Origin of the sequence: Agrobacterium tumefaciens, from assembly GCA_025559845.1 — a bacterium.
GTDB lineage: Bacteria > Pseudomonadota > Alphaproteobacteria > Rhizobiales > Rhizobiaceae > Agrobacterium.
This window is the reverse complement of record CP048469.1, coordinates 1132210-1158708: the sequence shown is the minus strand read 5'-3', so window position 1 is coordinate 1158708 and position 26499 is coordinate 1132210. Positions and strand designations below refer to the sequence as shown.

Annotated in this window: 24 protein-coding genes; 5 read left to right on the top strand and 19 right to left on the bottom strand. The window is 59.4% G+C overall.

The features are described from left to right. The first annotated feature begins 17 nt into the window (after nt 1–17). Nucleotides 18–854 (top strand): nucleoside triphosphate pyrophosphohydrolase, encoded by an 837-nt coding sequence (mazG, locus tag FY156_05700; GenBank protein ID UXS03033.1) that lies wholly within the window; start codon nt 18–20, stop codon nt 852–854. Nucleotides 855–868: 14 nt separating this feature from the next. Here the strand turns inward: mazG and FY156_05695 are convergent, their stop codons facing one another. The 9 genes from FY156_05695 to dusB all read right to left on the bottom strand — a co-directional run bounded on the left by FY156_05695 (nt 869) and on the right by dusB (nt 12973). Continuing rightward, complete coding sequence (locus tag FY156_05695) at nt 869–2050, bottom strand: GGDEF domain-containing protein (GenBank protein ID UXS01022.1); 1182 nt, start codon at nt 2048–2050, stop codon at nt 869–871. Between the two features lie 161 nt (nt 2051–2211). Then, complete coding sequence (gene hflX / locus FY156_05690; protein ID UXS03032.1) at nt 2212–3546, bottom strand: GTPase HflX; 1335 nt, start codon at nt 3544–3546, stop codon at nt 2212–2214. A gap of 193 nt (nt 3547–3739) precedes the next feature. After that, the gene (gene hfq / locus FY156_05685; GenBank protein ID UXS01021.1) at nt 3740–3982 is read right to left on the bottom strand and encodes an RNA chaperone Hfq; all 243 of its coding nucleotides are present in this window, start codon (nt 3980–3982) and stop codon (nt 3740–3742) included. A 185-nt stretch (nt 3983–4167) separates the two neighbouring features. Continuing rightward, complete coding sequence (gene trkA / locus FY156_05680; GenBank protein UXS01020.1) at nt 4168–5544, bottom strand: Trk system potassium transporter TrkA; 1377 nt, start codon at nt 5542–5544, stop codon at nt 4168–4170. Between the two features lie 50 nt (nt 5545–5594). Continuing rightward, nucleotides 5595–6959: a sigma-54-dependent Fis family transcriptional regulator gene (locus tag FY156_05675; protein ID UXS01019.1), complete on the bottom strand. Its 1365-nt coding sequence runs from the start codon at nt 6957–6959 to the stop codon at nt 5595–5597. Beyond that, nucleotides 6949–9210 (bottom strand): PAS domain-containing sensor histidine kinase, encoded by a 2262-nt coding sequence (locus FY156_05670; protein UXS01018.1) that lies wholly within the window; start codon nt 9208–9210, stop codon nt 6949–6951. Before FY156_05670 ends, FY156_05675 begins: the two co-directional genes overlap by 11 nt. 153 nt (nt 9211–9363) lie before the next feature. Continuing rightward, complete coding sequence (ntrC, locus tag FY156_05665) at nt 9364–10815, bottom strand: nitrogen regulation protein NR(I) (protein UXS01017.1); 1452 nt, start codon at nt 10813–10815, stop codon at nt 9364–9366. Next, complete coding sequence (locus FY156_05660) at nt 10812–11960, bottom strand: nitrogen regulation protein NR(II) (protein UXS01016.1); 1149 nt, start codon at nt 11958–11960, stop codon at nt 10812–10814. The genes ntrC and FY156_05660 overlap by 4 nt, the downstream gene beginning before the upstream one ends. Continuing rightward, nucleotides 11957–12973, bottom strand: coding sequence for a tRNA dihydrouridine synthase DusB (gene dusB / locus FY156_05655; protein UXS01015.1), 1017 nt, complete (start codon nt 12971–12973; stop codon nt 11957–11959). The genes FY156_05660 and dusB overlap by 4 nt, the downstream gene beginning before the upstream one ends. A 275-nt stretch (nt 12974–13248) precedes the next feature. Between dusB and FY156_05650 the strand changes: the two genes are divergently transcribed. Both FY156_05650 and FY156_05645 read left to right on the top strand, forming a co-directional pair. After that, nucleotides 13249–14436: a bifunctional 2-C-methyl-D-erythritol 4-phosphate cytidylyltransferase/2-C-methyl-D-erythritol 2,4-cyclodiphosphate synthase gene (locus FY156_05650; protein ID UXS01014.1), complete on the top strand. Its 1188-nt coding sequence runs from the start codon at nt 13249–13251 to the stop codon at nt 14434–14436. After that, nucleotides 14433–14942, top strand: coding sequence for a CinA family protein (locus FY156_05645; GenBank protein UXS01013.1), 510 nt, complete (start codon nt 14433–14435; stop codon nt 14940–14942). Before FY156_05650 ends, FY156_05645 begins: the two co-directional genes overlap by 4 nt. Here the strand turns inward: FY156_05645 and FY156_05640 are convergent. Together FY156_05640 and FY156_05635 are read right to left on the bottom strand one after the other, a co-directional pair. Continuing rightward, nucleotides 14924–15379, bottom strand: coding sequence for a type II toxin-antitoxin system RatA family toxin (locus FY156_05640; GenBank protein ID UXS01012.1), 456 nt, complete (start codon nt 15377–15379; stop codon nt 14924–14926). The genes FY156_05645 and FY156_05640 overlap by 19 nt on opposite strands. A gap of 9 nt (nt 15380–15388) precedes the next feature. Further along, the gene (locus FY156_05635; protein UXS01011.1) at nt 15389–15958 is read right to left on the bottom strand and encodes an AAA family ATPase; all 570 of its coding nucleotides are present in this window, start codon (nt 15956–15958) and stop codon (nt 15389–15391) included. Nucleotides 15959–16484: 526 nt separating this feature from the next. On the opposite strand from FY156_05635, the gene FY156_05630 reads away from it, so the two are divergent. Together FY156_05630 and FY156_05625 are read left to right on the top strand one after the other, a co-directional pair. Further along, nucleotides 16485–17225, top strand: a complete 741-nt coding sequence (locus FY156_05630) for a helix-turn-helix transcriptional regulator (protein ID UXS01010.1) — start codon at nt 16485–16487, stop codon at nt 17223–17225. A 96-nt stretch (nt 17226–17321) separates the two neighbouring features. Then, nucleotides 17322–18260 carry a DMT family transporter gene (locus FY156_05625; GenBank protein ID UXS01009.1) on the top strand — a complete coding sequence of 313 codons (939 nt, stop codon included), beginning with the start codon at nt 17322–17324 and terminating at the stop codon, nt 18258–18260. Between the two features lie 251 nt (nt 18261–18511). Here the strand turns inward: FY156_05625 and lipA are convergent, their stop codons facing one another. From lipA to FY156_05585, 8 genes are all read right to left on the bottom strand, one after another. Continuing rightward, on the bottom strand, nt 18512–19483 hold the full coding sequence (lipA, locus tag FY156_05620; GenBank protein UXS01008.1) for a lipoyl synthase: 972 nt from the start codon (nt 19481–19483) through the stop codon (nt 18512–18514). A 140-nt stretch (nt 19484–19623) separates the two neighbouring features. Beyond that, entirely contained in the window at nt 19624–19872 is a 249-nt protein-coding gene (locus tag FY156_05615; protein ID UXS01007.1) for a GlsB/YeaQ/YmgE family stress response membrane protein, read from the bottom strand. A gap of 84 nt (nt 19873–19956) precedes the next feature. After that, entirely contained in the window at nt 19957–21402 is a 1446-nt protein-coding gene (lpdA, locus tag FY156_05610) for a dihydrolipoyl dehydrogenase (protein ID UXS01006.1), read from the bottom strand. A 63-nt stretch (nt 21403–21465) separates the two neighbouring features. Then, nucleotides 21466–22113 carry an SGNH/GDSL hydrolase family protein gene (locus FY156_05605; GenBank protein UXS01005.1) on the bottom strand — a complete coding sequence of 216 codons (648 nt, stop codon included), beginning with the start codon at nt 22111–22113 and terminating at the stop codon, nt 21466–21468. Between the two features lie 61 nt (nt 22114–22174). Continuing rightward, nucleotides 22175–23536, bottom strand: a complete 1362-nt coding sequence (locus FY156_05600; GenBank protein ID UXS01004.1) for a pyruvate dehydrogenase complex dihydrolipoamide acetyltransferase — start codon at nt 23534–23536, stop codon at nt 22175–22177. Between the two features lie 14 nt (nt 23537–23550). Next, nucleotides 23551–24939, bottom strand: coding sequence for a pyruvate dehydrogenase complex E1 component subunit beta (locus FY156_05595; protein ID UXS01003.1), 1389 nt, complete (start codon nt 24937–24939; stop codon nt 23551–23553). A 17-nt stretch (nt 24940–24956) separates the two neighbouring features. Beyond that, the gene (pdhA, locus tag FY156_05590) at nt 24957–26000 is read right to left on the bottom strand and encodes a pyruvate dehydrogenase (acetyl-transferring) E1 component subunit alpha (GenBank protein ID UXS01002.1); all 1044 of its coding nucleotides are present in this window, start codon (nt 25998–26000) and stop codon (nt 24957–24959) included. 153 nt (nt 26001–26153) lie between these two features. Next, entirely contained in the window at nt 26154–26471 is a 318-nt protein-coding gene (locus FY156_05585; protein UXS01001.1) for a septum formation initiator family protein, read from the bottom strand. Nucleotides 26472–26499: the final 28 nt, after the last annotated feature.

The window sequence follows — 26499 nt, the reverse complement described above, 5'->3', positions numbered from 1 at the left end:
GAAGTAAAGACATGCCGATGGAAGCCTCGAAGGATATTTCCCGTCTGATCGAGATCATGGAGGCCCTGCGCCAGCCGGAAACCGGCTGCCCGTGGGACATCGTGCAGACCTTCGAAACGATCAAGCCCTACACGATCGAAGAGGCTTACGAAGTCGCTGACGCCATCGAGCGCAAGGACACGGACGATCTTTGCGAAGAATTGGGGGACCTGCTGCTGCAGGTGGTTTTCCATGCCCGCATCGCTGAGGAGATGGGTGAATTCTCCTTTGGCGACGTGGTACATGCCGTGACCTCGAAAATGATCCGTCGCCATCCGCATGTCTTCGACGTTTCGGATGCCGACACGCCTGACACCGTCAAATTGCAGTGGGACCGGATCAAGGCCGAAGAAAAACGCGAACGCGCCGAACGGCGCCTGCGCCGCGGCATTACCGAGGATTTCAAGGCCGGTTTTCTCGGCGGCGTGCAGCGCAGCCAGCCCGCCTTGACCGAGGCGCTGAAACTGCAGGAACAGGCCGCACGCGTCGGCTTCGACTGGTCGGACCCTGCCCCGATCCTCGACAAGATCGAAGAAGAGATCGCGGAGCTGCGCGAGGCGCTGGCGGAAGGCAAACCGGAGAAAGTCTCCGATGAGCTCGGCGATCTGATTTTCGCGCTCGTCAACATCGGCCGTCACGTCAAGACCGACCCGGAAAACGCGCTGCGCGGCACCAATACGAAATTCCGCAGACGTTTCAATCACATCGAAACATCGCTCACAACAAATGGCGAAACCCTGGAAGCGGCGACGCTGGAGCGCATGGAAGATCTGTGGCAAGCGGCCAAGCACATCGAGCGTTCGCTCGCAGGCTGAGCCGGTCTATGACCTCATCCCGCCTGGCGCACGGCCTGTGGGGTGATACGGTTGAAATCTTCCGGGCGGTAAAATGTCAGTCGATCGCGGCCCGCAGCTTTCGAGGCATAGAGCGCCGTATCGGCCATCTTGATCAGCGCCTGTGCTGACAGGCTTTTTTCCTCACAGACCGACAGCCCGGCGCTCAGTGTTACGGCGACAACCTGTTCGTCGAGGTCGTGGATGATGGCGCTGACTTCGGCGCGCAGCCTTGCGACGAAGGCCATTGCATCTTCCTTGCCGATGCCCGGCATGAACAGCACGAATTCCTCGCCGCCGAAGCGGGCGAGAAGGTCGTTGGCGCCGACCCGTTCGCGCAATCCGGCCGCAACCGATGCCAGCACGTCGTCTCCGGCCAGATGGCCGAACCGGTCATTGATGCGTTTGAAGTGGTCGATGTCGATCATGGCGATCGCGTCGCCCGGCAGCATGTTGTCGCGCAGACGGGTGGAAAAGGAACGCCGGTTGGCAATGCCGGTCAGAAGGTCGAGATCGGCCAGACGGCGCAGCCCCTCTTCCGCCCGTTCCTTGACCAGCGCCAGAACGAAGACGGCTATGGCGAAGTGGCAGATGATGGACAGGAAGAACGCATTGCGCGGCGCGATGATGGCGACGGTCGGAAACTGCAGGCCGATGACCACGACGAAACTCAAAAATGCCGTCAGCCCGATGGTGACGCCAAGCGGACGGCGGACAGGGAGCGGCTCCTTCTTGCGGTCGGCGATAACGGTGTAGGCGGCTGCGGCCAGCAGAAAACCGGCCGTGAACTGGAATACGGAGGCTCGTGCCACCAGGTCGCCATACCAGCCCGCCAGCGCAAGGATCGCACCGACGAGGACCGGCAGAAGCAAGATCCACCACTCGCCTGCCCTTTTGCGCTGACTGCTGATGCGGCACATGCCGATCCAGAAGATTGCATAACCGCACATTCCGGCAAGATTGCCGGTGACGATCAGCGCGCAGTTCAGGCCGGGAACGATCTTGCCGAAACCGATGAGGGTGGAGGATGCTGCGACCAGCAGGAAGCCGAGGGACAGAAAGCCGAGACCGACACTCTCTTTCGATTGCGAACGGGCATAAAGGAAACAGACGGCGGCAACGAAAAACGACAGTTTATGCAGCAGCAGGACAGTTTCGAGATCTAACGGTGGCAACATCGGCTGGCTCATCATCTAGGATGAGCACTATCCCATCAACAGACTGAGGAAATGCTAACAGTGACCATCACGAGCCGTTGTTTCGCGCATATCTGCCATGCGCGAAAGCCGTATTTTGGGGTATTCGGTTCTATAAAGTGACGTTTTTGCGCAAATGCGCTTCACTTTTCCCAGTCTTCGGGCTCAACTTTTGCAGAGATGCCCAGCTTGCGATTCAGCTCGGCCGCCTGCGTTTCCGACAGTCTGACATCCAGCGAAACCGAACCGTCCTCGTTGTCTTCACGGCCATCGACGATGGAGTTGTTGTAGATCCACGAGAGCAGCGGCAGCTTGTCGACGGGCAGCGTCACCGTGGTTTCCGTGAGCACGCCGGAAAGACGACGGGAAATTTCGTCCATCAGCGCATCGACGCCCTCACCCGTGATTGCCGAAACGGCACGGATGTCGGAGCGGCCCTCGGCCCGCTGCATGATGGCGTCATGGGCTTCCGGCTCCAGCCGGTCGACCTTGTTCCAGACCTCGATAATGCGCTCCTGCGCTTCCTTCTCACCGATGCCGAGATCGCCGAGAATACGCAGGACATCGGCCGACTGTGCGGCGTTGTCAGGATCGGCCATGTCTCGAACATGCAGAACGAGGTCGGCTTCCAGCACCTCTTCCAGCGTTGCGCGGAAGGCAGCAACAAGGTGGGTCGGCAGGTCGGAGATGAAACCGACGGTATCCGAGAGGATGACTGTTCTGCCATGCGGCAGCTTCATGCGACGCAGCGTCGGATCGAGTGTGGCGAAGAGCATGTCTTCAGCCAGCACGCCCGCGCCGGTGATGCGGTTGAACAGCGTGGATTTGCCGGCGTTGGTGTAACCAACCAGCGCAACAATCGGGTGCGGCACCTTGCGGCGCTTGGCGCGGTGAAGCTGGCGGGTGCGGACAACCTGTTCCAGCTCACGCTCCAGCCGCACGATACGTTCCTGCAGGAGGCGACGGTCGGCCTCGATCTGCGTTTCACCCGGACCACCCATGAAGCCCGCACCGCCGCGCTGACGCTCAAGGTGGGTCCAGCTTCGGACCAGACGGCCCTTCTGGTAGTTCAGGTGCGCAAGATCGACCTGCAGCGTGCCTTCCTTGGTGGAAGCGCGGCGGCCGAAGATTTCGAGAATGAGACCCGTGCGGTCGATGACCTTCGAGTTCCACTGCTTTTCGAGATTGCGTTGCTGCACCGGTGTCAGCGGGTGATCGATAATCACCAGACCCGAATTGGTCTCTTCCAGGAGATGACCGATTTCCTCGATCTTGCCGGTGCCAAAAAGGGTGGCCGGACGTGGCTGGTTGACCGACACGATCAACCCCTGCGTGACCTCGAGATCGATCGCCAGTGCCAGACCCTTGGCCTCTTCCAGCTTGGCCTCGACGGAGCGAGACGGTGCTGCGGGCACCTGAGCGGCATCGCGATTTTCACGCGTGGGCTTGAGGACCGGGATGATAACAACCGCGCGCATGTCGTCGCGGTGCTTTTCCAGCTCCGGAATGATCGATTCGTTTGAGGTGTCGCGCGTCGAAATGGGCTCAGCCTTATCCAGAAACACAGGTAACACCGACCGCAGCGATGCGGGCGGTGTATCAATCAAAACTTGGTAAGATCACAAACGTTCCCGACATCATCAAGAGAATATCGGAAAACGAGCGTTACCCTCAGGCAGCGTTCTCTTCGCTTTCGAACATCTGCATCGGCTGGCCGGGCATGATGGTGGAAATCGCGTGCTTGTAGACAAGCTGCGAATGACCGTCGCGACGCAAGAGGACACAGAAATTGTCAAAAGAGGTGACAACACCCGTCAGCTTAACACCGTTGATAAGAAAAATCGTCAACGAGATCTTCTGTTTGCGAACGGTATTGAGAAAAAGATCCTGAAGGTTTTGAGAACGTTCCGCCATGGCGCCGCTTCTTTCTTTTTTGCCGGTCGGGATACCGGAAAATAATCAATCAATAATCAACCAGCCAAGTCTCGTCCCCAGCTTGGCAGGCCAGAAAACTCTGGTATCAAATCGCGCCTAGTTCCGCAACGATGAAAACACCCGAACATGCGCAAGTATTGAACGATCGCGCTGATTCGAAACAGTCAGAAATATTGTATCGAGACGCGGAAAAGCTGTTCCACATCGCGAACCGCCTCGGCTGCGGCAAACAGCACGACACGGTCCCTCGCCTTGATTTTGGTATTGCCGTCGGGGCGGATGACCACGCCGTCGCGGAAGATCGCGCCGATGCGGATTCCATCCGGCATGTCCATGTCGCGGAAGGCAAGACCGACCAGCGGCGAGGTCTCCATCGCTTCCGCCTCGATCACCTCGCCGGAGCCGCGCTGTACCGCGTAGACCGAGCGGATACGGCCCTTGCGGACATGCTGCAGCACGCGTGAAATCGTCACCGCCCTGGGGTTGATATAGGCATCGAGACCGAGCGACCGCGACACATCATGGAACGAGGTGCTGTTGAGCAACGCCAGATTCGACTTGCAGCCCAACTGCTTGGCAATGACCGAGGCCAGGATGTTGGTCTGGTCGTTGTTGGTCAGAGTAACGATCAGGTCGGCATCCTGAATATCGGCCTGCTGCAAGATTTTCTGATCCAGCGCCGAGCCGTGCATGACAATCGTGCTGCTTAACTGTTCGGACGCGGCGATTGCCTTGTCGCGGTCGGCCTCGATGATCTTGACCCTGGTTTTCGGCTGCAGTTCCTCGATCTTGTGGGCGACATACTGGCCGATATTGCCGGCGCCCGCGATGACGATACGCTGCGCTTCCTGTTCCTCATGGCCAAACAGGCTGAGGGTGCGGCGCGCGTGCTGGCGCTGACAGATGACATAAGCAAGATCGCCGACCCGCAACTGTTCGGAGGAATTGACGACCTTGAGGATACCGTTGCGATAGATCGCCACCACCGTGGCAATCAGATCGGGAAAGAGGCTGGAAAGCTGCTGCAGCGGCGTGTTGATGACGGGGCAATCTTCCATGCACTCAATCGCCAGCATGGAGATGTTGTCATCGGCAAAACGCACCACGTCGGTGGCGCCTGGAAAGGCGATGCGTCTCAGCACCATCTTGCCGACTTCGATTTCCGGCGAAATCGTCACGTCGATCGACATGTTCTCGCGGCTGAACAGATCGGCATATTCCGGTTTCAGATAACTCTGGTCGCGGATACGGGCGATCTTGGTGGGCACGCTGAACAATGCATGCGCCACTTCGCAGGCAACGATGTTGATTTCGTCATGCAGCGTCACCGCAATGATCATGTCGGCCTGATCGGCGCCTGCCTTGGCCAGCATGTCGGGATGCGCGCCGTGGCCGACATAACCGCGAACGTCGAGCGTCTCGGTAATCGCGGTAATCAGCGACGCGGCGGTATCGATAACAGAGACTTCATTGTCCTCGCGCGACAATTGCTCGGCAATGCCGTAGCCCACCTGTCCTGCACCGCAAATAATGACCTTCATGACGTCTCTCTGACCGGAAAATGGGGCGTGCGGCGCGGCTCACCCGGCGTTTACACGCCGAGCGATTTCAGTTTGCGGTGCAGTGCGGAGCGCTCCATGCCGACAAATTCGGCGGTGCGGGAAATATTGCCGCCAAAGCGGTTGATCTGCGCCACCAGATAGTCACGCTCGAACATTTCGCGCGCTTCACGCAACGGCAGGGTCATGATGTGCTGGTCGCCCTGGGCTGCGATCTTCGGCAGCATGTCGCCGATATCGGCGGGCAGCATGTCGGCCGAGATTGCCGCATCGCCGCCTTCCGGACGGGCGAGGATCATCAGACGTTCGATATTGTTGCGAAGCTGGCGAATGTTGCCCGGCCAGTCATGCGTCTGCAGGACGGCCATCGCGTCGTCGGCGATCTTGCGCGGACGGATACCCGCCTGCTCGGAAATCTGACGCATGAACATGTCGACCAGGAAGGGAATGTCCTCCCGGCGTTCCGACAGTGCCGGCACCTTGACCGGCACGACGGCCAGACGGTGATAGAGGTCCTCACGGAACTGGCCCTCGGCAATCAGGCTTTCGAGATGGTGGGCGGTGGACGAGATGATGCGGACATCGACCTTGACGCGCTTGCCGCCGCCAACGCGATCGAACTGCTGATCGACCAGCACGCGCAGGATCTTGTTCTGCGTTTCGCGCGGCATGTCACCGACTTCATCGAGATAGAGAACGCCGCGATGAGCCTCTTCCAGCGCGCCGACCTTGCGCGGCTGACCCGGCAGGCCTTCGGTGCCGAACAGGGCAATTTCCATGCGATCCGGCGTGATCGTCGCGGCATTCAGGGCCACGAAGGGACCCGTCGCACGCGAAGACTTTTTGTGGATCATGCGCGCCACCAGCTCCTTGCCGGAGCCGGATGGTCCAAGAATCATGATGCGGCTGTTGGTGGGGGCGACACGATCGACTGTCTGGCGAAGCTGCGACACGGCAAGCGACGCACCGATCAGCTCACTCGCATCGCCCGTCCGCTTTTTTAGCTCCTGCACCTCGCGCTTCAGCTTGGAGTTTTCGAGCGCGCGTTCGGCGATCAGGATCAGGCGGTCGGCCTTGAACGGCTTTTCAATGAAGTCGAAGGCGCCGCGCTTGATGGCGTTTACGGCCGTTTCGATGTTGCCGTGACCTGAAATCATCACCACGGGAATGTCGGGGTGGCGGCTCTTGATTTCGTCGAGCAGAGCCAGACCATCGAGCTTGGAGCCCTGCATCCAGATATCGAGGAAAATCAGGCGCGGTACGCGCTCGGAAATCGCTGCCAGAGCGCTATCGCTGTCATAGGCCATGCGGGTTTCATGACCTTCGTCAGAGAGAATACCCGCCACGATTTCGCGAATGTCCGCCTCGTCGTCCACGACCAGAATATCAGACGCCATATGCTGCTTCCTTGTTATTTTCGCTGCCGGCCGCCTCAACATAGGGCAGCAGCACTCTGATCATGGCGCCGTGGCCATGATCGAAATCCGACGGGGCATCGTGCAATTCCAGATACCCGCCATGTTCCTCAATGATCTTCTTGACGATGGCCAGACCAAGGCCGGTGCCCTTGTCGCGCATCGTCATATAGGGCTCGAGAATGCGGTGACGGTTTTCGACCGGCAGACCACGACCGTTGTCGATGATATCGGCCACGAAACGCGAATTGGCTTCATCGAAGGAGGCGCGCACCAGAATCTTGCCCGGTCGCTTATCACCCTCGATCGCCTCGATGGCTTCCGTCGCATTCTTGATGAGATTGCCGAAGGCCTGCCCCAGCATGCGGGCATCGAACATGCCCTCCAGCGGCAGATCGCCGAGTTCTGTGGTGAACTTCGTATCGGCGGCACTGATTTCCCGCAGGAAGGCGGCATCCTTCAGGATGGCACGCAGGTCCGAACGTTCCTTGGTCGGCTTCGGCATACGCGCAAAGGCCGAGAACTCGTCGACCATGCGGCCGATATCGCCGACCTGGCGCACGATGGTGTCCGTACACTGATCGAAGATGGCGCGGTCATTCTCGTCGATCTGCTTGCCAAAGCGGCGCTTGATGCGCTCGGCGGACAGCTGGATCGGCGTCAGCGGGTTCTTGATTTCATGCGCAATGCGACGTGCCACATCCGACCATGCGGTCGAGCGCTGGGCGATGACGAGATCGGTGATGTCATCCAGCGTGATGACGTAGGAATCGCCGGAGTCACGCGCATCCTCACGTGTCACCTGCACATTCAGCGTGCGCTCTTTGCCGCGCCGCATGATGTTGATCTGCTTGCGGAAGTCGCCCCGCGACCAGACGCGTGCCTCGGTCACCACCTGCTCGACCTCGGGCGCGATCTCGGAGAGTTGTGCACCGATCAGCTTGTCGGCTTCCAGCGCCAGGAATTCCTCGGCAGACGGATTGACGATGGTGATATTGCGGTTCTCGTCAACACCGATGACGGCAGCCGTGACACCCGACAGCACCGCTTCGATAAAGCGACGGCGGTTGTCGATATCGTCCTTCGCCTCGATGATCTGGCCCTGCTGGCTGCGCAGCTCCGACACCATTTTGTTGAAGGTCCGCGACAGACGGCCAACGTCGCCGTCGATGGCGCGAACCGGCACCAGCACCTGCATGTTACCAGAGGCAACGCTGTCGGCGGCGCCGATCAACAGGCGGATCGGGCGGACGATACGGTCGGCCACGGCAATGGCCGTCCAGATCGCCGCCAGAAGCACGATCAGCGCAAAGCCGAGATAAAGGATTGCGAAGGCAATCTGCAGCGGTGCGCGGCCCGCTTCCATCGCCTTGTATTCGGCACGGTTTTCTTCCATCAGCCGCATCGCCTGCATGACCTTCGGGTCAACGGCGCGCACGGTGTAAAGGAAGGTGCCGCTGATGCCCTCAAGCTTGATGATGGCGCCAACGAGGTTGGTTATACCCGGCGGAATGAGCGTCGGCTGACCGGCCGCGGCCTTCTGCAGCGCATCCTGCGGGATCGCGGGCAGCGGCTTTTCGGTCTTGATATCGGCCTGGGCAACGGCATCGCCATCATCCTGAACGAGAAACGCGCCAAGCAGGCCACGCCCCTTGGCCTGACGGGTCATCATATCCACGAAGCCGGTGCGGTCGAGATAGAAGAGCGCACGGTTGCTGTCGAGAACGGTCGCCATCTGCAGGGTCTGACCCTGAAGATAACCGGCATTCTCCATCATGTAGGCTTCAGCGATGTTGCTGGAGGAATCGACGATCGACTGCGTGCGCAGCGCAAACCAGCGGTCGAGGCCGACATTCAGCGTCAGACTGGCGAAAATCGCCACGAGTACGGCAGGCGTGATTGCCACAATCGAAAACAGAACGACGATGCGCACGTGGAGGCGGGCAGCGGCCCTGCCCTTCTTGCGCGCTTTCAGCAGCCGGTTGATTTCGCGGCCGATGAGATACATCAGGCCGATGACGAACAGCGCGTTGATGATGCCGGATGCGACGACGACATTCGAGGTCGGCGCAATCGGTGTCAGGCCGAGGAGGACGAACAGCGTCAGCGTCGCACAGATCAGCGCAATGCCGGCAAGAACCAAACCCGGCAAGGCAAACGACATTCTGCGATCGGCGACCACCATTCCCGTTGCATCTTCGGCAACGGTTTTTTCCGCGGCGGTTTTCCGCATTCACGTCTCCCAGTTGCCGGCGAAGCCAGCGTCCCATTTCATTGTCTTTGAAAACATCCGTGGGGCGGAGCGAATCTCTCCGGGCCCCCTAGTGTTTTCCAAGCAACATAATGTGGCGAAAATGCAACGGCAATCCTGAGGTTGTCAATATTGTCAGGCAGGACGCGAACTGCGGTAAACCGAAACGCCAAGCTCGCGAATTTTCTTGCGCAGGGTGTTGCGGTTGAGGCCGAGAAGATCTGCTGCCTTGATCTGGTTGCCGCGCGTTGCCGTCAGGGCAGCGAGAATCAGCGGATATTCCATTTCCCGCAGAACACGGTCGTAAAGACCGGGTGGCGGCAGGTTGTCGCCGAAACCGGCGAAATAATCGCGCATGTTTTCTTCGACCGCCTGCGAGATGGTCAGCGAACCGGTGCGAACCGCCATCTTGTCGAGCGGGCTGTCGGGCACATCCGACTGCAACTCCTGCTCGATGATCTCGCGGGTGATGACTTCCTGCGGATAAAGCGCCATCAGGCGGCGGATGAGGTTTTCCAGCTCGCGCACGTTGCCCGGCCAGGCATAGGCCTTCATCACTTCCAGCGCTTCGTTTTCGAAACGCTTGCCTTCCAGGCCTTCCTTTTCACCCTGCTGGATGAAATGGCGGACGAGATCTGGAATGTCTTCGGCACGGTCACGCAGCGGCGGCAGGCGCAGCGGCACGACGTTCAGGCGATAATAAAGGTCTTCACGGAACAGGCCCTGATTGATGGACTGCTTCAGATCCTTGTTGGTGGCGGCAACGATGCGGACATCGGTGCGGATCGGCGTGCGGCCGCCAACGGTGGTGTATTCGCCCTGCTGCAGCACGCGCAGCAGTCGGGTCTGCGCATCCATCGGCATATCGCCGATTTCGTCGAGAAACAGCGTGCCGCCCTCGGCCTGCTCGAAGCGGCCGGTCGAACGGTTCTGTGCACCGGTAAAGGCGCCCTTCTCGTGGCCGAACAGTTCCGACTCGATCAGATCACGCGGAATGGCCGCCATGTTGATGGCCACGAAGGGGCCGTTGCGGCGCTTGCCGTAATCATGCAGGGCGCGCGCCACCAGTTCCTTGCCGGTACCGGATTCACCTGTGATCATCAGCGTCAGGTCGGTCTGCATCAGACGCGCCAGAACGCGGTAGATTTCCTGCATGGCCGCCGAACGGCCAACCAGCGGCATGCCATCCTGCATGTCGTCGTCCAGCTTGGCAGGCTTGCGCTTCGGTTCAGACAGGGCGCGGCCGATGATGGCGATCAGCTCGGTCAGGTCGAAAGGCTTCGGCAGGTAATCGTAAGCACCCTTTTCCGACGCCTTGATGGCGGTCATGAAGGTGTTCTGGGCGCTCATGACCAGAACCGGAAGCTCCGGACGGGCCTTTTTTATGCGCGGCAGAAGATCGAACGCATTCTCATCCGGCATGACGACATCGGTAATGACGAGATCGCCCTCGCCCGCGGAGACCCAGCGCCAGAGCGTGGCCGCATTGGAGGTGATACGCACATCGTAACCGGCACGGCTAAGCGCCTGGTTCAGCACGGTACGGATGGCCGCATCATCATCGGCGACGAGAATCGTTGCTGTCATGGGTTATTTCCTGTCGTGTTCGGCAAGATGTTGTCGTCCAGCGCCACTTCCGGCGAGACGGGCATCAATACGCGGAAAGTCGTTCTGTGGTTCTGGCTGTCGCATTCGACAATGCCGCCATGCGCGCCGATCAGCTTGGCGACAAGCGCCAGGCCAAGGCCGGAACCATTGGTTTTGGTGGTGATGAAGGGATCGAAGAGGTGCGGCAGCAGGTCTGCCGGAACGCCGGGACCATTGTCATGCACGCAGAATTCGAGCGGCAGAGAAATGCGTTCACGGCTGCCTGCCACCGACAGACGCATACCGGGACGATACGCGGTGGTCAGCACGATTTCGCCATCCGGCTGGTTGCTCACGGCTTCGGCCGCGTTCTTCACCAGATTGAGGAAGACCTGCACAAGCTGGTCGCGATTGGCATAGACCGGCGGCAGCGACGGATCGTAATTTTCCGAAATCTTGATGTTGCGGGCAAAACCGGCCTTGGCGATGGCTTTGACGTGATCCAGCACCGAATGGATGTTGATCGGCATGCGATCCACGGGGCGCTCGTCGGAGAACACCTCCATACGGTCGACCAGCGAGACGATGCGGTCCGTCTCGTCGCAGATCAGTCGTGTCAGGGCGCGATCTTCATCTTCAACCGAGGTTTCCAGAAGCTGGGCTGCGCCGCGAATACCGGACAGCGGGTTCTTGATTTCATGCGCAAGCATGGATGCAAGACCGGTGACGGAGCGGGCTGCGGCGCGATGGGTCAACTGGCGGTCGATCTTGTCGGCCATCGACCGTTCCTGGAAGACGACGACGACAGAGCCCGGCTCGCTGACGACAGGGGCAACATAAAGGTCGACCAGCTTTTCCTGGCCGAGACGCGGCGAACTCAGATCGACGCGATATTCATTGACCGGCGCGCGGCGTTCGCGCACCTGATCGATCAGCGCCAGAAGCGGGCTGCCGAAGGGAATGAAGGTCGAAACGCGATAGCGGGCCAGGTGCGATGCGCTTGCACCGAAAAAGGCTTCCGCCTCCCAGTTGGCGAAAGCGATGAAGCCTTCGGCATCCACCAGGATAACCGGGTTCTGCACCGCGTTGAGAACGGCCATGGCCAGCGCGTTCGTATCGACCGGTGTTGATTTGTCAGCGCTCATGCCGCCTTCCTTGCGGCATTGCTGGCCGCGTCTTCGCAAAGCGCGGCGCGGAGGAGATCCGTCACCTGCGCCGTATCACCCGATGTCATGATCGTAGCCTTGTCCTTGGCGGCAGTCCCGGGCGCGAAGCGATCGAGATACCAGCCCAAATGTTTGCGGGCATGCCGGAAACCGGCTTCCCTTCCGTAGAATTCCAGCATCATGCCGTAATGTTCGACAACGATGTCTGCGATGTCACTGCGCTCTGGTGCCGCATGTCCCGCAAGAACCGCAGGCAGCCAGGGCTGGCCCTGCGCGCCGCGCCCGACCATGACGGCATCCGCGCCGGAGCGGGCCAGAATTTCGCGGGCATCTTCCGCCGTTTCCACGTCGCCATTGGCAATCAGCGGAACCGAAATGACATCGCGAACGGCGCGGATCGCATCCCAATCGGCGCGGCCTTCGTAAAACTGCATGCGGGTGCGGCCGTGGATCGTCACGAGCTGAACGCCCGCCTCTTCGGCACGCCTGGCAATATCAGGTGCATTGAGAGAGTTCTCGTCCCAGCCGAGACGCATCTTCAAGGTGACCGGCACATCCACCGCCCTGACGGTGGCCTCGATGAGCGACAGGGCGTGATCCGGATCACGCATCAAGGCGGAACCGGAATAACCACCGGTGACCTTCTTGGCCGGACAGCCCATGTTGATATCGACGATGCCAGCGCCATTGTCTGCGGCGATTTTTGCCGCTTCCGCCATGAAATGCGCCTCGCGTCCGGCAAGCTGCACCACATGGGGAACCATGCCTGCATTTTTCAATCGCGCCCAGGACTCACCCTTGTTGGCGACCAGCTCACGACTTGCGACCATTTCGGTGACGACGAGGCCGGCGCCGTAACGCCAGGCAAGCTGCCGGAACGGCAAATCCGTGACACCCGACATGGGTGCCAGCACAGCGCGGTTGCGGATTGCAACGGAGCCGATGCTAAACGGGTCTGACAACTCCGGAAGGGGCAATTGATGATCTTTCATGCAGAATGATTGCGTGCATTATTTTTAGCCAGTGTTTATGCTCTTGCCAAGCATTTTTACTGGCCTGCACGTTTTATTTGCCATTGCTTGCCCGCCTCTTTTGCGGACGATGGCAATTTGTGCAAATTGTTGGCGAGGGAAACGTTCCCTCTGGAAACAACATGCGTCCTGTGCGCATGTGGCCGGGCTGGTCTTTCGGGTTTTGGAGCGCTAAAGCCTGACTGTCAACCATCGAGAGTTGCACCAGCAGCATATGTCCAATGCAGGAACGCATGATGAATATCGGTATTGTCATTGTCGCCGCCGGACGCGGTGAAAGAGCAGGCTCGCCAGAGGAAGGGCCAAAGCAATATCGCCCGATTGGCGGCAGACCGGTGATCGAACACACGCTTTCCACCTTTCTCGCCTGGGATCAGTCCGCACCGATCGCCGTTGTCATCCACCCTGACGACGAAGCGCTGTTTGCGCCGATACCCGCAAGGCTCGCCGCCGGTGAACGAATCATCACCCTGCATGGCGGCGCGACACGGCAGCAGTCCGTGCTGGCCGGGCTGGAAGCGCTTGGCGCGACCGGCATTACGCATGTGATGATCCATGACGCGGTACGCCCGTTCATTTCGACCGATATTCTCGATCGCACCGTCACGCTTTTCGAAAACGGAGCGATGAGCGTCCTGCCGGCGCTTGCCGTTACCGACACGCTGAAGCGCGGTGCGCAAGGTCAAGTTGTCGAGACTGTCTCCAGACAGGGACTTTACGCCGCACAGACACCGCAAAGCTTCCTCTATAGAGATATTGTCGAAGCGCACCGGGCAGCCGCAGCCTCCAACCGCACGGATTTTACCGACGACGCCTCGATTGCCGAATGGGCTGGCCTTCAGGTCACGCTCACCGAAGGGTCAGTCGACAACGTCAAACTTACACTGAAACGGGATATTGCCATGGCCGACGAAAAGCTCTCACACGGATTGCCGGATGTGCGCACCGGCAATGGGTATGACGTTCACCAGCTCGAAGCCGGTGACGGCGTGACGCTTTGCGGCGTCTTCATCGAGCATGACCAGAGGCTGAAAGGCCATTCGGATGCGGATGTTGCCCTGCATGCGCTGACGGATGCGCTTCTTGCCACCTGCGGCGCCGGCGATATCGGTGACCACTTCCCGCCTTCCGACCCGCAGTGGAAGGGTGCCGCCTCCAGCATCTTTCTCGAGCACGCCGCAAAGGTTGTGCGCGGCAATGGCGGAACGATCATGAATGCGGATGTGTCGCTGATTGCCGAGGCACCTCGGATTGGTCCGCACCGCCAAGCGATGCGCGAAAAGCTCTCCGAAATTCTCGGCATTGCGCTGGAACGCTGCTCAGTGAAGGCCACCACCAACGAGACAATCGGTTTCGTTGGTCGCCGAGAAGGCATTGCCGCCATTGCCACGGCAACCGTCGTTTATACGGGCCGCCCGGCATGAGCCTGTTTCCGGCCGAGATCGAGGCGCTGGCGCACGAGATCATCGCGGAATTTTCGGCACGGGGTCACATGGTGTCCACCGCCGAAAGCTGCACCGGCGGGCTGATTGCCGGTGCGCTGACCGAGATCGCGGGGTCGTCGGCGGTCGTGGATCGCGGCTTTGTCACCTACACCAATGAGGCCAAGGCAGACATGCTGGGCGTCAGCGGCCAGACCCTTTCCACCTTCGGTGCTGTTTCCAGGGAGACGGCGCTGCAGATGGCGCATGGGGCGCTGTTCCGCTCACGCGCCGAATTTGCCGTGGCCGTAACCGGCATTGCCGGACCGGGCGGCGGCTCGGCGCAAAAGCCGGTTGGTCTCGTGCATCTCGCCGCCAGATGCCGCAACGGCGCAATCCTGCATCGGGAGATGCGTTACGGCGATATCGGCCGAACCGAAATTCGCCTAGCGACCATCAAGACCGCATTGGAAATGCTGATTCTTCTGTCTCAGGCCGGCGCTGAATAGATCTTGTCGGCGCGGGCTTCGAAGGCTTCCGTGAACATGCGGAAGGCACGATCGAACATCGTCCCCATCAGCGCACCCAGAATGCGGCTCTTGAATTCGTAATCGATGAAGAAGTGGACGGAGCATCCGCCATCTTCCGAGGGCTCGAAACGCCAGCGATTTTCGAGATAACGGAACGGGCCATCGATATATTTCACGTCGATGGCGCGCTCGGCAGGGTTGAGAAGCACCTGCGTGGTGAAGGTCTCGCGAATGGCCTTGTAGCCCACCGTCATATCCGCCACCAGAAGCGTCTTGCCATCGCGCTCCTTGCGGGACCGAACCGTCAGCGCCTCACACAAGGGCAGAAACTGCGGATAGCTCTCGATATCGGCGACAAGGGCATACATCCTGTCTGGCGAGTGTTTTACATGGCGATGCGTTTCGAACTGAGGCATGGGCCGCAGTTAATCCTCGATGCGCAGAAGATCAAGAAGCTGGCGGGTCTGTTTTCGACTTTTGATCTGGAATACCGGTACTTGCGGGCCATGAACACCGAAGTTCTGTTCAAAAATCGGCGCGTGCCGCTTTTCGAAATTCCAGATGTACTTGAGAAAATCGAGGTCAAGCCTCTCCGGGCAGCCCTCCGCCATTTCGGGGCGCGCCTTGCCATATCCTTTGACGGCGCGGCTGACGGCGCCCCACAGGCAAATCCAACGCGGCATTCTTACCCAAAGCACGATATGTGTGCGTGGCAAGCGCATGTCGAAAGACGATGGATTGCTGCCATCCATCAGCCATGTCTCGTCCGAAATGATGCTCGCTATGATCTGCCGTTGCTCTGGGCGCGAACGCATCTGCCACCCAGGCAACCAGAAGATCTCCTTGTCCATGGAGATGTAGCGTAGGCCGAATGTGCGGGCGAGCTTTTGCGACAAAGTGGATTTACCACCACCCGAACAGCCAACCACCATGATGCGTCTGGCCTGAGAAACGATGGCTGCGGCCTCTTCCACATGCTGGAGATAGTTTGGCATGGCGTGTCTCCTCGCAGTTCGGGAGTGCTCGCCTCCCCTCATTAGACCCATGCATGCCGTGGAAGCATGGCAGTCTCGGAAAATTGACTATTGCAACGTGCATACAGGGATTGCTATTTAGTCGCGAACGAGACTACACCCATGAGGTGCAAACGCGCCGGAAACACCCGATTTCCACGCCCGTATTCACCTTAAAGTCACAACAAGACATACATGCTTTGAGCTACCGAGTGAGCCGATGGACGACTTTTCCAATATCATCAATCTTCTCGAATCCGCCAAGCAGCTTGCGTCGATGAACGGCATGCCGGTTCTGGCATATCTGATCGACGTCGCCAAGTGCGAAGCGCGTGAGAACAAGCCGGTGTTGCGCAAGCGCAAACGCGGCGAATCGACGGTCAAAAGTGAAGGTTGAACCTTTTTACTTCGCACGCTGGCTCTGTCGGCCAGCGTGTGCGACAATAGCAAAATGAAAATGGCCGCTTCATCATGCGGCCATTTGCTTTTGCACCGGGATATCGGTTCGATGAAAACGCCTGCCGTCGATTTGAGGACCTACACGAAGGAAAGGCCGAGCGAACGCCACGGCTTCGTCCAGATCGTGTTGCCGGTTTTCGGTCAATTGCGCATGGATGTTGCCGGGCGGGAAAACGAACTGTCCTCGGCACGCGGCGTCCTCATTGAAAGCGGCAGGCTGCACACACAGGAAGCAACCGCCATCAACCGCTCGCTGGTCGTCGATATCGATCAGAGCACCGTCAGCGATAAAATTCTCGAGCGGTTTGCCGCGTCACCCTATTTCGAGGTTGGTGCGACGACAAGGCAGCTTGTCGGCTGGATGCGCCACAGCATGACAACCGACGGGCTTGAAAGCGAGACCGCCGGCCTGTGGGCGCCGCTTCTGATCGACAGCCTCGTACACGACAAGCCCGCGATCCGGTCCCGCCTCGATGCGCTGCGCGCGATTGTCTCGGTCGATCCGTTCCATCCCTGGACGGTGGAGACGATGGCAAAACATGTCGACATCAGCGACAGCCGCCTGCATGCGCTGTTCATCGAGGAATTCGAGACTTCGCCGCATCAATGGCTCGCCAGCCTGCGTCTGGAAAAGGTCTGCCACCTTTTGCGGGACAGTGCGATGCCGATTGCCGAAATCGCCTTCAAGGCCGGGTTTTCCGACCAGACGGCGCTGACGCGGGCGATGCGCAACACGATGGGGCAGACACCGGCCGCCTATCGCCGCGCCCATCTAAAAGACATGCACTGACGGCTTGTACGGCGTGCGTCGCAGGAGTTTTTGTCAAGACAGCCGCCCCGTATCTATGTCAAACAGCCGCAATCTTGAATGCGGAATTGAAATGACATGAACAACAAGACCGGTCTCGGCGTATTTTACGGCATGCTTGCGGGCGCGCTCTGGGGCGGCATTTTCCTCGCCCCGAAAATCATCCCGGCAGGTTTTACGCCGCTTCAGCTTTCCACGGCGCGCTACCTCACCTATGGCCTGATCGCTCTCGTTCTGATCGGCCCGAAAATCCGTCGTGTCGCCTCGCGCTTCGGCAAGCAGGAATGGATTGCGCTTGCCTGGCTCAGCCTGATCGGCAACATCGTCTATTACGTCTTCATCTCCACGGCCGTGCAACTGAGCGGCGTCGCCTTTACCTCGATCATCATCGGCTTCCTGCCGGTCGCTGTAACGATCATCGGCAGCCGCGATCATGGGGCGGTGTCGCTGAGGCGCCTGTGGCCTTCGTTGTTGTTCGGTGCCATCGGCATTATCGGCATCTCCTGGCAATCGCTGAGCGAAGGCCAGGGGCCGCTCGACATCAACAGGATCATTGGCCTTGCCTGCGCGCTTGGCGCGCTGGTGTCCTGGACAGCCTTTGCGGTCGGCAATGCCCGCTGGCTGACGCGCCTGCATGATGTGAGTGCCGACGAATGGAACCTGATGACCGGCGTGGTCACCGGCGCGCTGGCGCTGATGCTGGCCGTTCCCGCCTTCGGTTTTGGCGATACGGCGGCGCACAGCAGCAGTGACTGGCTGCAATTCACCTCCGTCGCCATCGGCCTCGGCATCTCCGCCTCGATCCTCGGCAACGCCTTCTGGAACCGCATGAGCCGCCTTCTGCCGCTGACGATGGTGGGACAGATGATCCTGTTCGAAACCCTGTTTGCCCTGCTCTACGGTTTCCTGTGGGAACAGCGCGGCCCGACACTGGTCGAAACCGCAGCCATCGTTTCCGTGGTGTTGAGCGTGCTGCTCTGCATGCAGGCGCATCGACCGGCGAAGGCGCATGGGTGATTCCAGAGGATGTGCTGCGTTCGGCGGCACGGTCCTGAACGCTCTTCCTCCACTCGGCGCTGATGGTGGGGTCCAGGTCGATCCTTGATCGCTGGAGACCTCCTTTGCGTCGAGGACGCGGCGCTCTATTCCGGCCCAGGCCGGAATGAGAGGAAACAGAGGTTGCCGGTTGGGGAATTCGTCTGGCGCGTGCAACCGGATGCAGCCCAAAACAAAATCGCCAGCGTGGAGACGCTGGCGATGTCTGATGCTTACTCGGCGGCTGCCAGAAGCTTCTTTTCGCGGTTGGCGCGCAGGCGCTCGAAATCGTCGCCGGCGTGATGCGAGGAGCGGGTCAGCGGGCTCGACGACACCATCAGGAAGCCTTTGGTGTAGGCAATGGTCTCGTAGGACTTGAATTCTTCCGGCGTGACGAACTTCTCGACCTTGTGGTGCTTGCGGGTCGGCTGCAGGTACTGGCCGATGGTCAGGAAGTCGACGTCGGCGCTGCGCAGATCGTCCATCAACTGCAGCACTTCGTTGCGCTCTTCGCCAAGGCCAACCATGATGCCTGATTTGGTGAACATGGTCGGGTCCAGTTCCTTCACGCGCTGCAACAGGCGGACGGAGTGGAAATAACGCGCACCGGGGCGAACCGTGAGGTAGTTGCCGGGAACCGTTTCCATGTTGTGGTTGAAGACGTCAGGCTTGGCAGCCACAACGCGCTCCAGCGCACCCGGCTTCTTGAGAAAGTCAGGGGTCAGGATTTCAATCGTGGTGTTCGGCGAAGCAGCGCGAATGGCCCAGATGACCTTCTCGAAGTGTTCGGCGCCACCGTCTTCCAGATCGTCGCGGTCAACGGAGGTGATGACGACGTGGGAAAGGCCCATCTGCTTGACGGCCTTCGCGACGTTTTCCGGCTCGGCCATATCCAGCGGGTTCGGCTTGCCGGTGGAGACGTTGCAGAAGGCGCAAGCGCGGGTGCAGATTTCACCCATGATCATGAAGGTCGCGTGCTTCTTGTCCCAGCACTCGCCGATGTTCGGACAGCCGGCTTCTTCACAGACCGTAACCAGCTTGTGGGAGCGCACGAGCTCACGCGTCTCGTGATAGCCCTTGGAGGTCGGCGCCTTGACACGAATCCACTCGGGCTTGCGCTGAACCTCGGTATCGGGGCGGTGCGCCTTTTCCGGGTGACGAACGCGCTTTTCGTCCGAGGATGTCCTGTCGAGAATAGTGACCATAAGAAACCTGCTTCTGTCGCTTACTGCGGCCCTTTAGAACAATTCCAGAAAAAGTGTAAGCATTTTCATCTGGAACTGCATGAAATCTGGATTCTACCGCGTTCGGTTATCGAAAACCTGAACGTTTCTGCCCTGAGCTTTCAGCGCCGGACGAGTTTCGCCAGGAACAGCAACAGGCTTGCGCCAATGAAGGACGTGACGAAATAACCGAGCCGGCTATCCTGCACGAACACGTCGAAGGTGCGCAGCACTGCGACCGCAACAACCGAACCGACGATGCCGAGAATGATGTTCATGATGATGCCGAAACGCATATCCATGAGCTTGCCGGCGAGCCATCCCGCCAATCCGCCGATGATGATTGCGGCAATCCAGCCTACACTTTCCATTCCCACGCTCCCTGAAAGACATGTCCAGTCAGACATATGGGATACCCGGCATCGTCAGGCAATGCCGGGCACCGTCGTATCGTATCAGGCGTTCAGCACGCGTCCGTAGGCGTCCAGAACACTTTCCTTCATCATTTCGGAAAGGGTCGGATGCGGGAAGATGGTGTGCATCAGCTCTTCTTCGGTCGTCTCAAGGTTCATCGCAACGACAAAGCCCTGGATGAGTTCGGTGACTTCCGCGCCAACCATGTGCGCGCCGAGCAGTTCGCCGGTCTTCTTGTCGAAGATGGTCTTGACCATGCCCTGATCTTCACCGAGCGCAATCGCCTTGCCGTTGGCTGCGAAGGAATAACGGCCTACGCGGATTTCGCGGCCCTGTTCCTTTGCCTTGGCCTCGGTCAGACCGACGGAAGCGACCTGCGGATTGCAGTAAGTGCAGCCCGGGATCTTGTTCTTGTCCATCGGGTGAACGTTCGGCAGGCCTGCAATCTTTTCAACGCAGATGACGCCTTCGTGCTCGGCCTTGTGGGCCAGCATCGGCGGGCCGGCAACGTCGCCGATCGCGTAGAGGCCGGGAACATTGGTCTTGCCGTAACCATCGATGACGATGCAGCCGCGGTCGGTCTTCACGCCAAGCGCTTCCAGACCGAGATTTTCGATGTTGCCCTGAACGCCGACAGCCGAAATCAGGCGATCCGCCGTGATCTGCTGAACCTTGCCATCCTTGGTCTCGACATGGGCCGTAATCGAGTTCGCGCCCTTGTCGACCTTCGAAACCTTCGCTTCGGTGATGATCTTCAGGCCACGTTTTTCAAGCTGCTTGCGGGCGAATGCGGAGATTTCCGCGTCTTCGACCGGCATGACATTAGCCATCAGCTCAACAACCGTCACATCCACGCCCATCGAGCGGTAGAAGGAGGCAAATTCGATGCCGATGGCGCCGGAACCCATGACGACGAGAGACTTCGGCAGGAAGTCCGGCTTCATCGCTTCGAAATAGGTCCAGATCAGCTTGCCATCCGGCTCGATGCCCGGCAGGGCGCGCGGACGTGCGCCTGTTGCGACGATGATGTGCTTGGCGGTGTAGGTGCCCTCACCCAGAACGCCCTTGGGAACCGGGTTCTGCGGCTGTACAACAGGCTTGGACGACTTGCCGACGACGATTTCGTTCGGCTTGGTCAGCTTGGCCTCGCCCCAGATGACGTCGATCTTGTTCTTCTTCATCAGGAAGGCAACGCCGCCGTTGAGACGGGCCGAAACGCCGCGCGACCGTGCCACGACTTCCTTGACGTCAGCCGTGATCGTGCCTTCGAGCTTCAGGCCGTAGTTCTTGGCGTGGCTGGCATTGTCGAGGACTTCAGCGGAGCGAAGCAGTGCCTTGGTGGGAATGCAGCCCCAGTTGAGGCAGATGCCACCCAAGTGCTCACGCTCGACGATGGCTGTCTTCAGACCCAGTTGAGCGGCGCGAATAGCGGTGACATAACCGCCCGGACCCGAACCGATGATGATGACGTCATATGATTGAGCCATTGTGTTTCCTGCCTTTATCTTTTTGACGGCGGCGTCGCGCCGCTGCGTCAATCGAATCTATCTTCAAATTCCAAGCAGCATGCGCACCACGGGCTCCAGCCCGCGTCCCAGCGCACGCGTATTTTCGGCATCCAGGTGGACGCCATCGAGTGGCGTCGTCACGGTGACGGATGCCGCATCAAAGAAAGCGCATCCCTTGTCGTCCGCCAGATCGCGATAAAGCGAACCCATCATCAGCGATTGCTCGATGGCACCCGCATACATGGCGGCAAACATTTCGTTGCCCGTCTCGCAGATCTGCGGCGGAGATACGATCAGGATTTCCGGCTGCTCCTGATCCTCGAAGGACCACGCATGATGCCGGACGAGACTCACCAGCCTGTCGATGCCCTTGACCGCGCCGACTGCGGAACCGGCGCCGATGCCCCGTTTCAGGTCGTTGGTGCCGAGCATGATGATGACGAGATCGAGCGGCGCATGGCTGTGCAGAATGGTCGGCAGCAGCGTCGCACCGTTGCGGTCGCAATCCGCGAGGTGATCGTCGTAAGCCGTCGTGCGGCCGTTCAATCCTTCGGCGATGACGTTGACATTGTCACCAAGCGCCTTCTGCAGCACGCTCGGCCAACGGTCTTCGAAGGCATGACGGCCAAGGTTTTCGGCGTCATATCCCCACGTCAGGCTGTCGCCGTAGCAAAGAACGGTTTTCATCACATCCGTCTCCCGAACGGGAAGAGCCGAAGGCTGGTGACAGCTTTCGGCTCGACCGTTTTTATCAGACCAGCATGCCCATCGGGTTTTCGATGTAACGCTTGAAGGCGCCGATCAGCTCGGCTCCCAGCGCGCCATCGACGCAACGGTGGTCGGTGGAGAGCGTGACCGTCATGACGTTGGCGATCTTGATCTCGCCGTTCTTCACAACTGCCCGCTGCTCGCCCGCGCCGACGGCCAGAATGGTGGCGTGCGGCGGGTTGATGACAGCGGAGAAGCTCTTCACGCCCATCATGCCCATGTTGGACACGGCGGTGGTGCCACCCTGGTACTCTTCAGGCTTCAGCTTGCGTTCCTTGGCGCGCTTGCCGTAGTCCTTCATCTCGTTGGAGATGGTGGACAGCGACTTCTGCTCGGCCTTGCGGATGATCGGCGTGATCAGGCCACCCGGAATGGAAACGGCAACGCCGACATCCGAATGCTTGTGCTTGACCATGGCGCTTTCCGTCCAGGAGACGTTGGCGTCCGGAACATCACGCAGCGCCAGAGCCAGCGCCTTGATGACCATGTCGTTGACCGACAGCTTGTAGACCGGCTTGCCGTCCTTTTCCGGTGCGGCAGCATTGAGCTGGGCGCGCAGGGCAAGGAGCGTATCCAGTTCGCAATCGACGGAGACGTAGAAGTGCGGAACGGTCTGCTTGGACTCGACCAGGCGCTTGGCAATGACCTTGCGCATGCCGTCGTGCGGAACGAGTTCGTAAGAACCTTCCTCGAACAGCTTGAGGACGGCCTCGTCCGACTGACCCTTGGCAAGTGCCGGAGCCGGAGCGCCAGCCGATGCTGCAGCAGCAGCCGGAGCAGCCTTTGCACCACCAGAGGCAACAGCCTTTTCAACGTCGGTCTTGATGACGCGGCCATGTGGTCCCGAACCGGTGACATTGCCGAGATCGAGGCCAGCTTCCTTGGCCAGGCGGCGTGCCAGCGGCGAGGCGAAGATGCGCTCGCCGGACTTGGCAACCGGTGCCGGCGTGGACGGCGCGGCAGCCTGATCGGCAACCGGCGTTTCAGCCTTGGCAGGCGCAGGCTCGGCCTTGGCAGCTTCCGCCTTCGGGGCTTCCTGCTTGGGTGCTTCCGCCTTTGCAGGGGCGGCATCGCCGCCCTTTGCAGCCGCAGCCACGTCTTCGCCTTCACCAGCCAGGATTGCGATCAGGGCGTTGACCTTGACCCCATCCGTACCGGCGGGAACGACGAGCTTTGCAACCGTACCTTCGTCAACGGCTTCCACTTCCATGGTCGCCTTGTCGGTTTCGATTTCCGCGATCACGTCGCCCGGTGCAACCTTGTCACCTTCCTTCACCAGCCACTTGGCGAGGTTGCCCTCTTCCATGGTTGGGGAAAGGGCAGGCATGGTAATGTTGATAGGCATCGAAACGCCTCCCCTTACTTGTAGCAGACGGTTTTGACGGCCTGAACGACTTCATCGACGTTCGGCAGAGCCAGCTTCTCGAGATTTGCCGCGTAAGGCATCGGAACATCCTTGCCGGCAACCGTCAGGATCGGCGCGTCGAGGTAGTCGAATGCAGCGCGCTGGACCTGGTTGGAGATGAAGTCACCGACCGATGACTGCGGGAAACCTTCCTCAACGGTGACCAGACGACCGGTCTTCTTGACCGATTCGATAACCGTGGGCAGGTCCATCGGACGGATGGTGCGCAGGTCGATCAGTTCGGCGTCGATGCCGAGCTTTTCGAGTTCTGCAACAGCCTTGATCGCGTAGGTCATGCCGATGCCGAAGGAAACGATCGTCGCGTCCTTGCCCTTGCGGTGAATGCGTGCCTTGCCGATCGGCAGGACGAAATCATCGAGCTTCGGAACTTCGAACTGCTGGCCGTAGAGAATTTCGTTCTCAAGGAAGATGACCGGGTTCGGATCGCGGATAGCAGCCTTCAGAAGACCCTTGGCGTCAGCAGCCGTATACGGCATGACGACCTTGAGGCCCGGAATATGGCTGTACCAGGCGGCATAGCACTGCGAGTGCTGAGCTGCGACGCGTGCCGCCGCGCCCGAAGGGCCACGGAAGACCATCGGTGCGCCCATCTGACCGCCAGACATATAAAGTGTCTTGGCAGCAGAGTTGACGATCTGGTCGATCGCCTGCATCGCGAAGTTGAAGGTCATGAATTCGACGATAGGCTTGAGGCCCGTCATTGCAGCGCCGACGCCGATACCGGCAAAGCCGTGTTCGGTGATTGGCGTGTCGATCACGCGGGCTGCGCCGAATTCCTGCAGAAGACCCTGGGTAACCTTGTAGGCGCCCTGATATTCGGCAACTTCTTCGCCCATGACGAAGACTTTTTCGTCCGAACGCATTTCTTCGGCCATCGCGTCGCGCAGTGCTTCACGCACCGTCTGCGTCACGAATTCGGTGCCTGCCGGAATATCCGGATCGGCAGCGACTTCGATCTTCGGTGCAGCCGGAACCTTGGCGGCTTCGGTAGCGGCGGCCGGCTCGGAATCAGCGGCAGCAGGCGCTTCAGCCTTCGGCTCTTCCTTCTTGGCAGGAGCCGAAATATCGTCGGCGCTTTCGCCTTCCTGAATCAGGATTGCAATTGCGGTGTTGACCTTGACGCCTTCGGTGCCTGCATCGATGAGCAGCTTGCCGATAACGCCTTCATCAACAGCTTCCACTTCCATGGTCGCCTTGTCGGTTTCGATCTCGGCAATCACGTCGCCGGACGTTACCTTGTCGCCTTCCTTTTTAAGCCACTTGGAAAGCGTGCCTTCCTCCATGGTCGGGGAAAGGGCGGGCATAAGAATTTCTACTGGCATTGTTTTCCCTTTCCCGATCAGAGCAGAATGTCGGTGTAAAGCTCGGACGCATCCGGCTCTGGATCGTTCTGGGCGAAGTCGGCGCTGTCGGCAACGATGTCACGGACATCCTTGTCGATTGCCTTGAGTTCCTCTTCGCTTGCCCAGCCCTGCTCCAGAAGGCGTGCCTTCACCTGCTCGATTGGGTCGTGTTCGGAGCGCATCTTCTGCACTTCGTCCTTGGAACGGTACTTTGCCGGGTCAGACATGGAGTGACCGCGGTAACGGTAGGTCAGCATTTCAAGAATGATCGGACCCTTGCCGGAACGGCAATGTTCCAGTGCCTGGTCGGCCGCAGCCTTGACGGCGCGAACGTCCATGCCGTCAACCTGGATACCAGGAATGCCGAAGGACTGGCCGCGCAGCGAGTAGTTCGACTGTGCGGTTGCGCGGGCCGTGGAGGTGCCCATGGCGTAACGGTTGTTTTCGACGATATAGATGATCGGCAGTTTCCACAGAGCAGCCATGTTGAAGCTCTCGTAGACCTGGCCCTGGTTTGCAGCGCCGTCGCCGAAGTAGGTCACCGACACATTGTCGTTGCCGCGATACTTGTTGGCGAATGCGAGACCGGTGCCGAGCGAAACCTGCGCACCGACGATACCGTGGCCACCATAGAAATGCTTCTCTTTCGAGAACATGTGCATGGAGCCGCCCTTGCCCTTGGACAGACCGCCCTTGCGGCCGGTCAACTCGGCCATGACGCCACGGGCGCTCATGCCGCAAGCCAGCATGTGGCCATGGTCGCGATACGCGGTAATGACCTGATCGCCTTCCTTCTGCGACATCTGCATGCCGACAACGACAGCTTCCTGACCGATGTAAAGGTGACAGAAACCGCCGATAAAGCCCATGCCATAAAGCTGGCCGGCCTTTTCTTCAAAACGACGGATCAGGAGCATTTCGCGATATGCGTGAAGCTCTTCATCCTTCGAGAAGTCCGGGCTGTTCTTGCCGGTAAATTCGGTGGCGGCTTTCGCCGTGGTCTTTCGGCCGGATACGGACGCGGATTTTCGCGGCGCCATTCATCCCTCCCTGAGTTGCCATTAGAATGGGTAGATTGGGCCGTACCATATGCAAGAAAACGCCACGCAGCAATGCTTTAAACGCATGGCACGTATTCACGCTAAATAGCTGTGAACAAATCAAAAAAGCTTAATTAACCTGATTTCGGTTAATCAGAAATATCCGTTCATGATGACGATTTCGTCCGAACGGGACATATTGAGCTGATACCGGGAAATCTCATCGATCATGTCGCGCTCCAGCGAACCGTCGCTCAGCAATTCGACCTGCCGCTCCAGTGCAACCCGCGCTTCCGTCAGCTTTGCAAGCTCGGTTGTGCGGGCCAAACGCTGGCGTTCAAGGCGTTCCGTTGCCTGAAGGCCGAAGTCGCCGTGGATGGAATGATATCCGAAATAGGAAAGAAAAGCGATGGTGATTGCCGGAACAACGAGGCGGCCGAATCGTCTCTTTTTATGATGTCTTGTCCACATGCCGGATAGATGCCTTCAAACTCGTAAC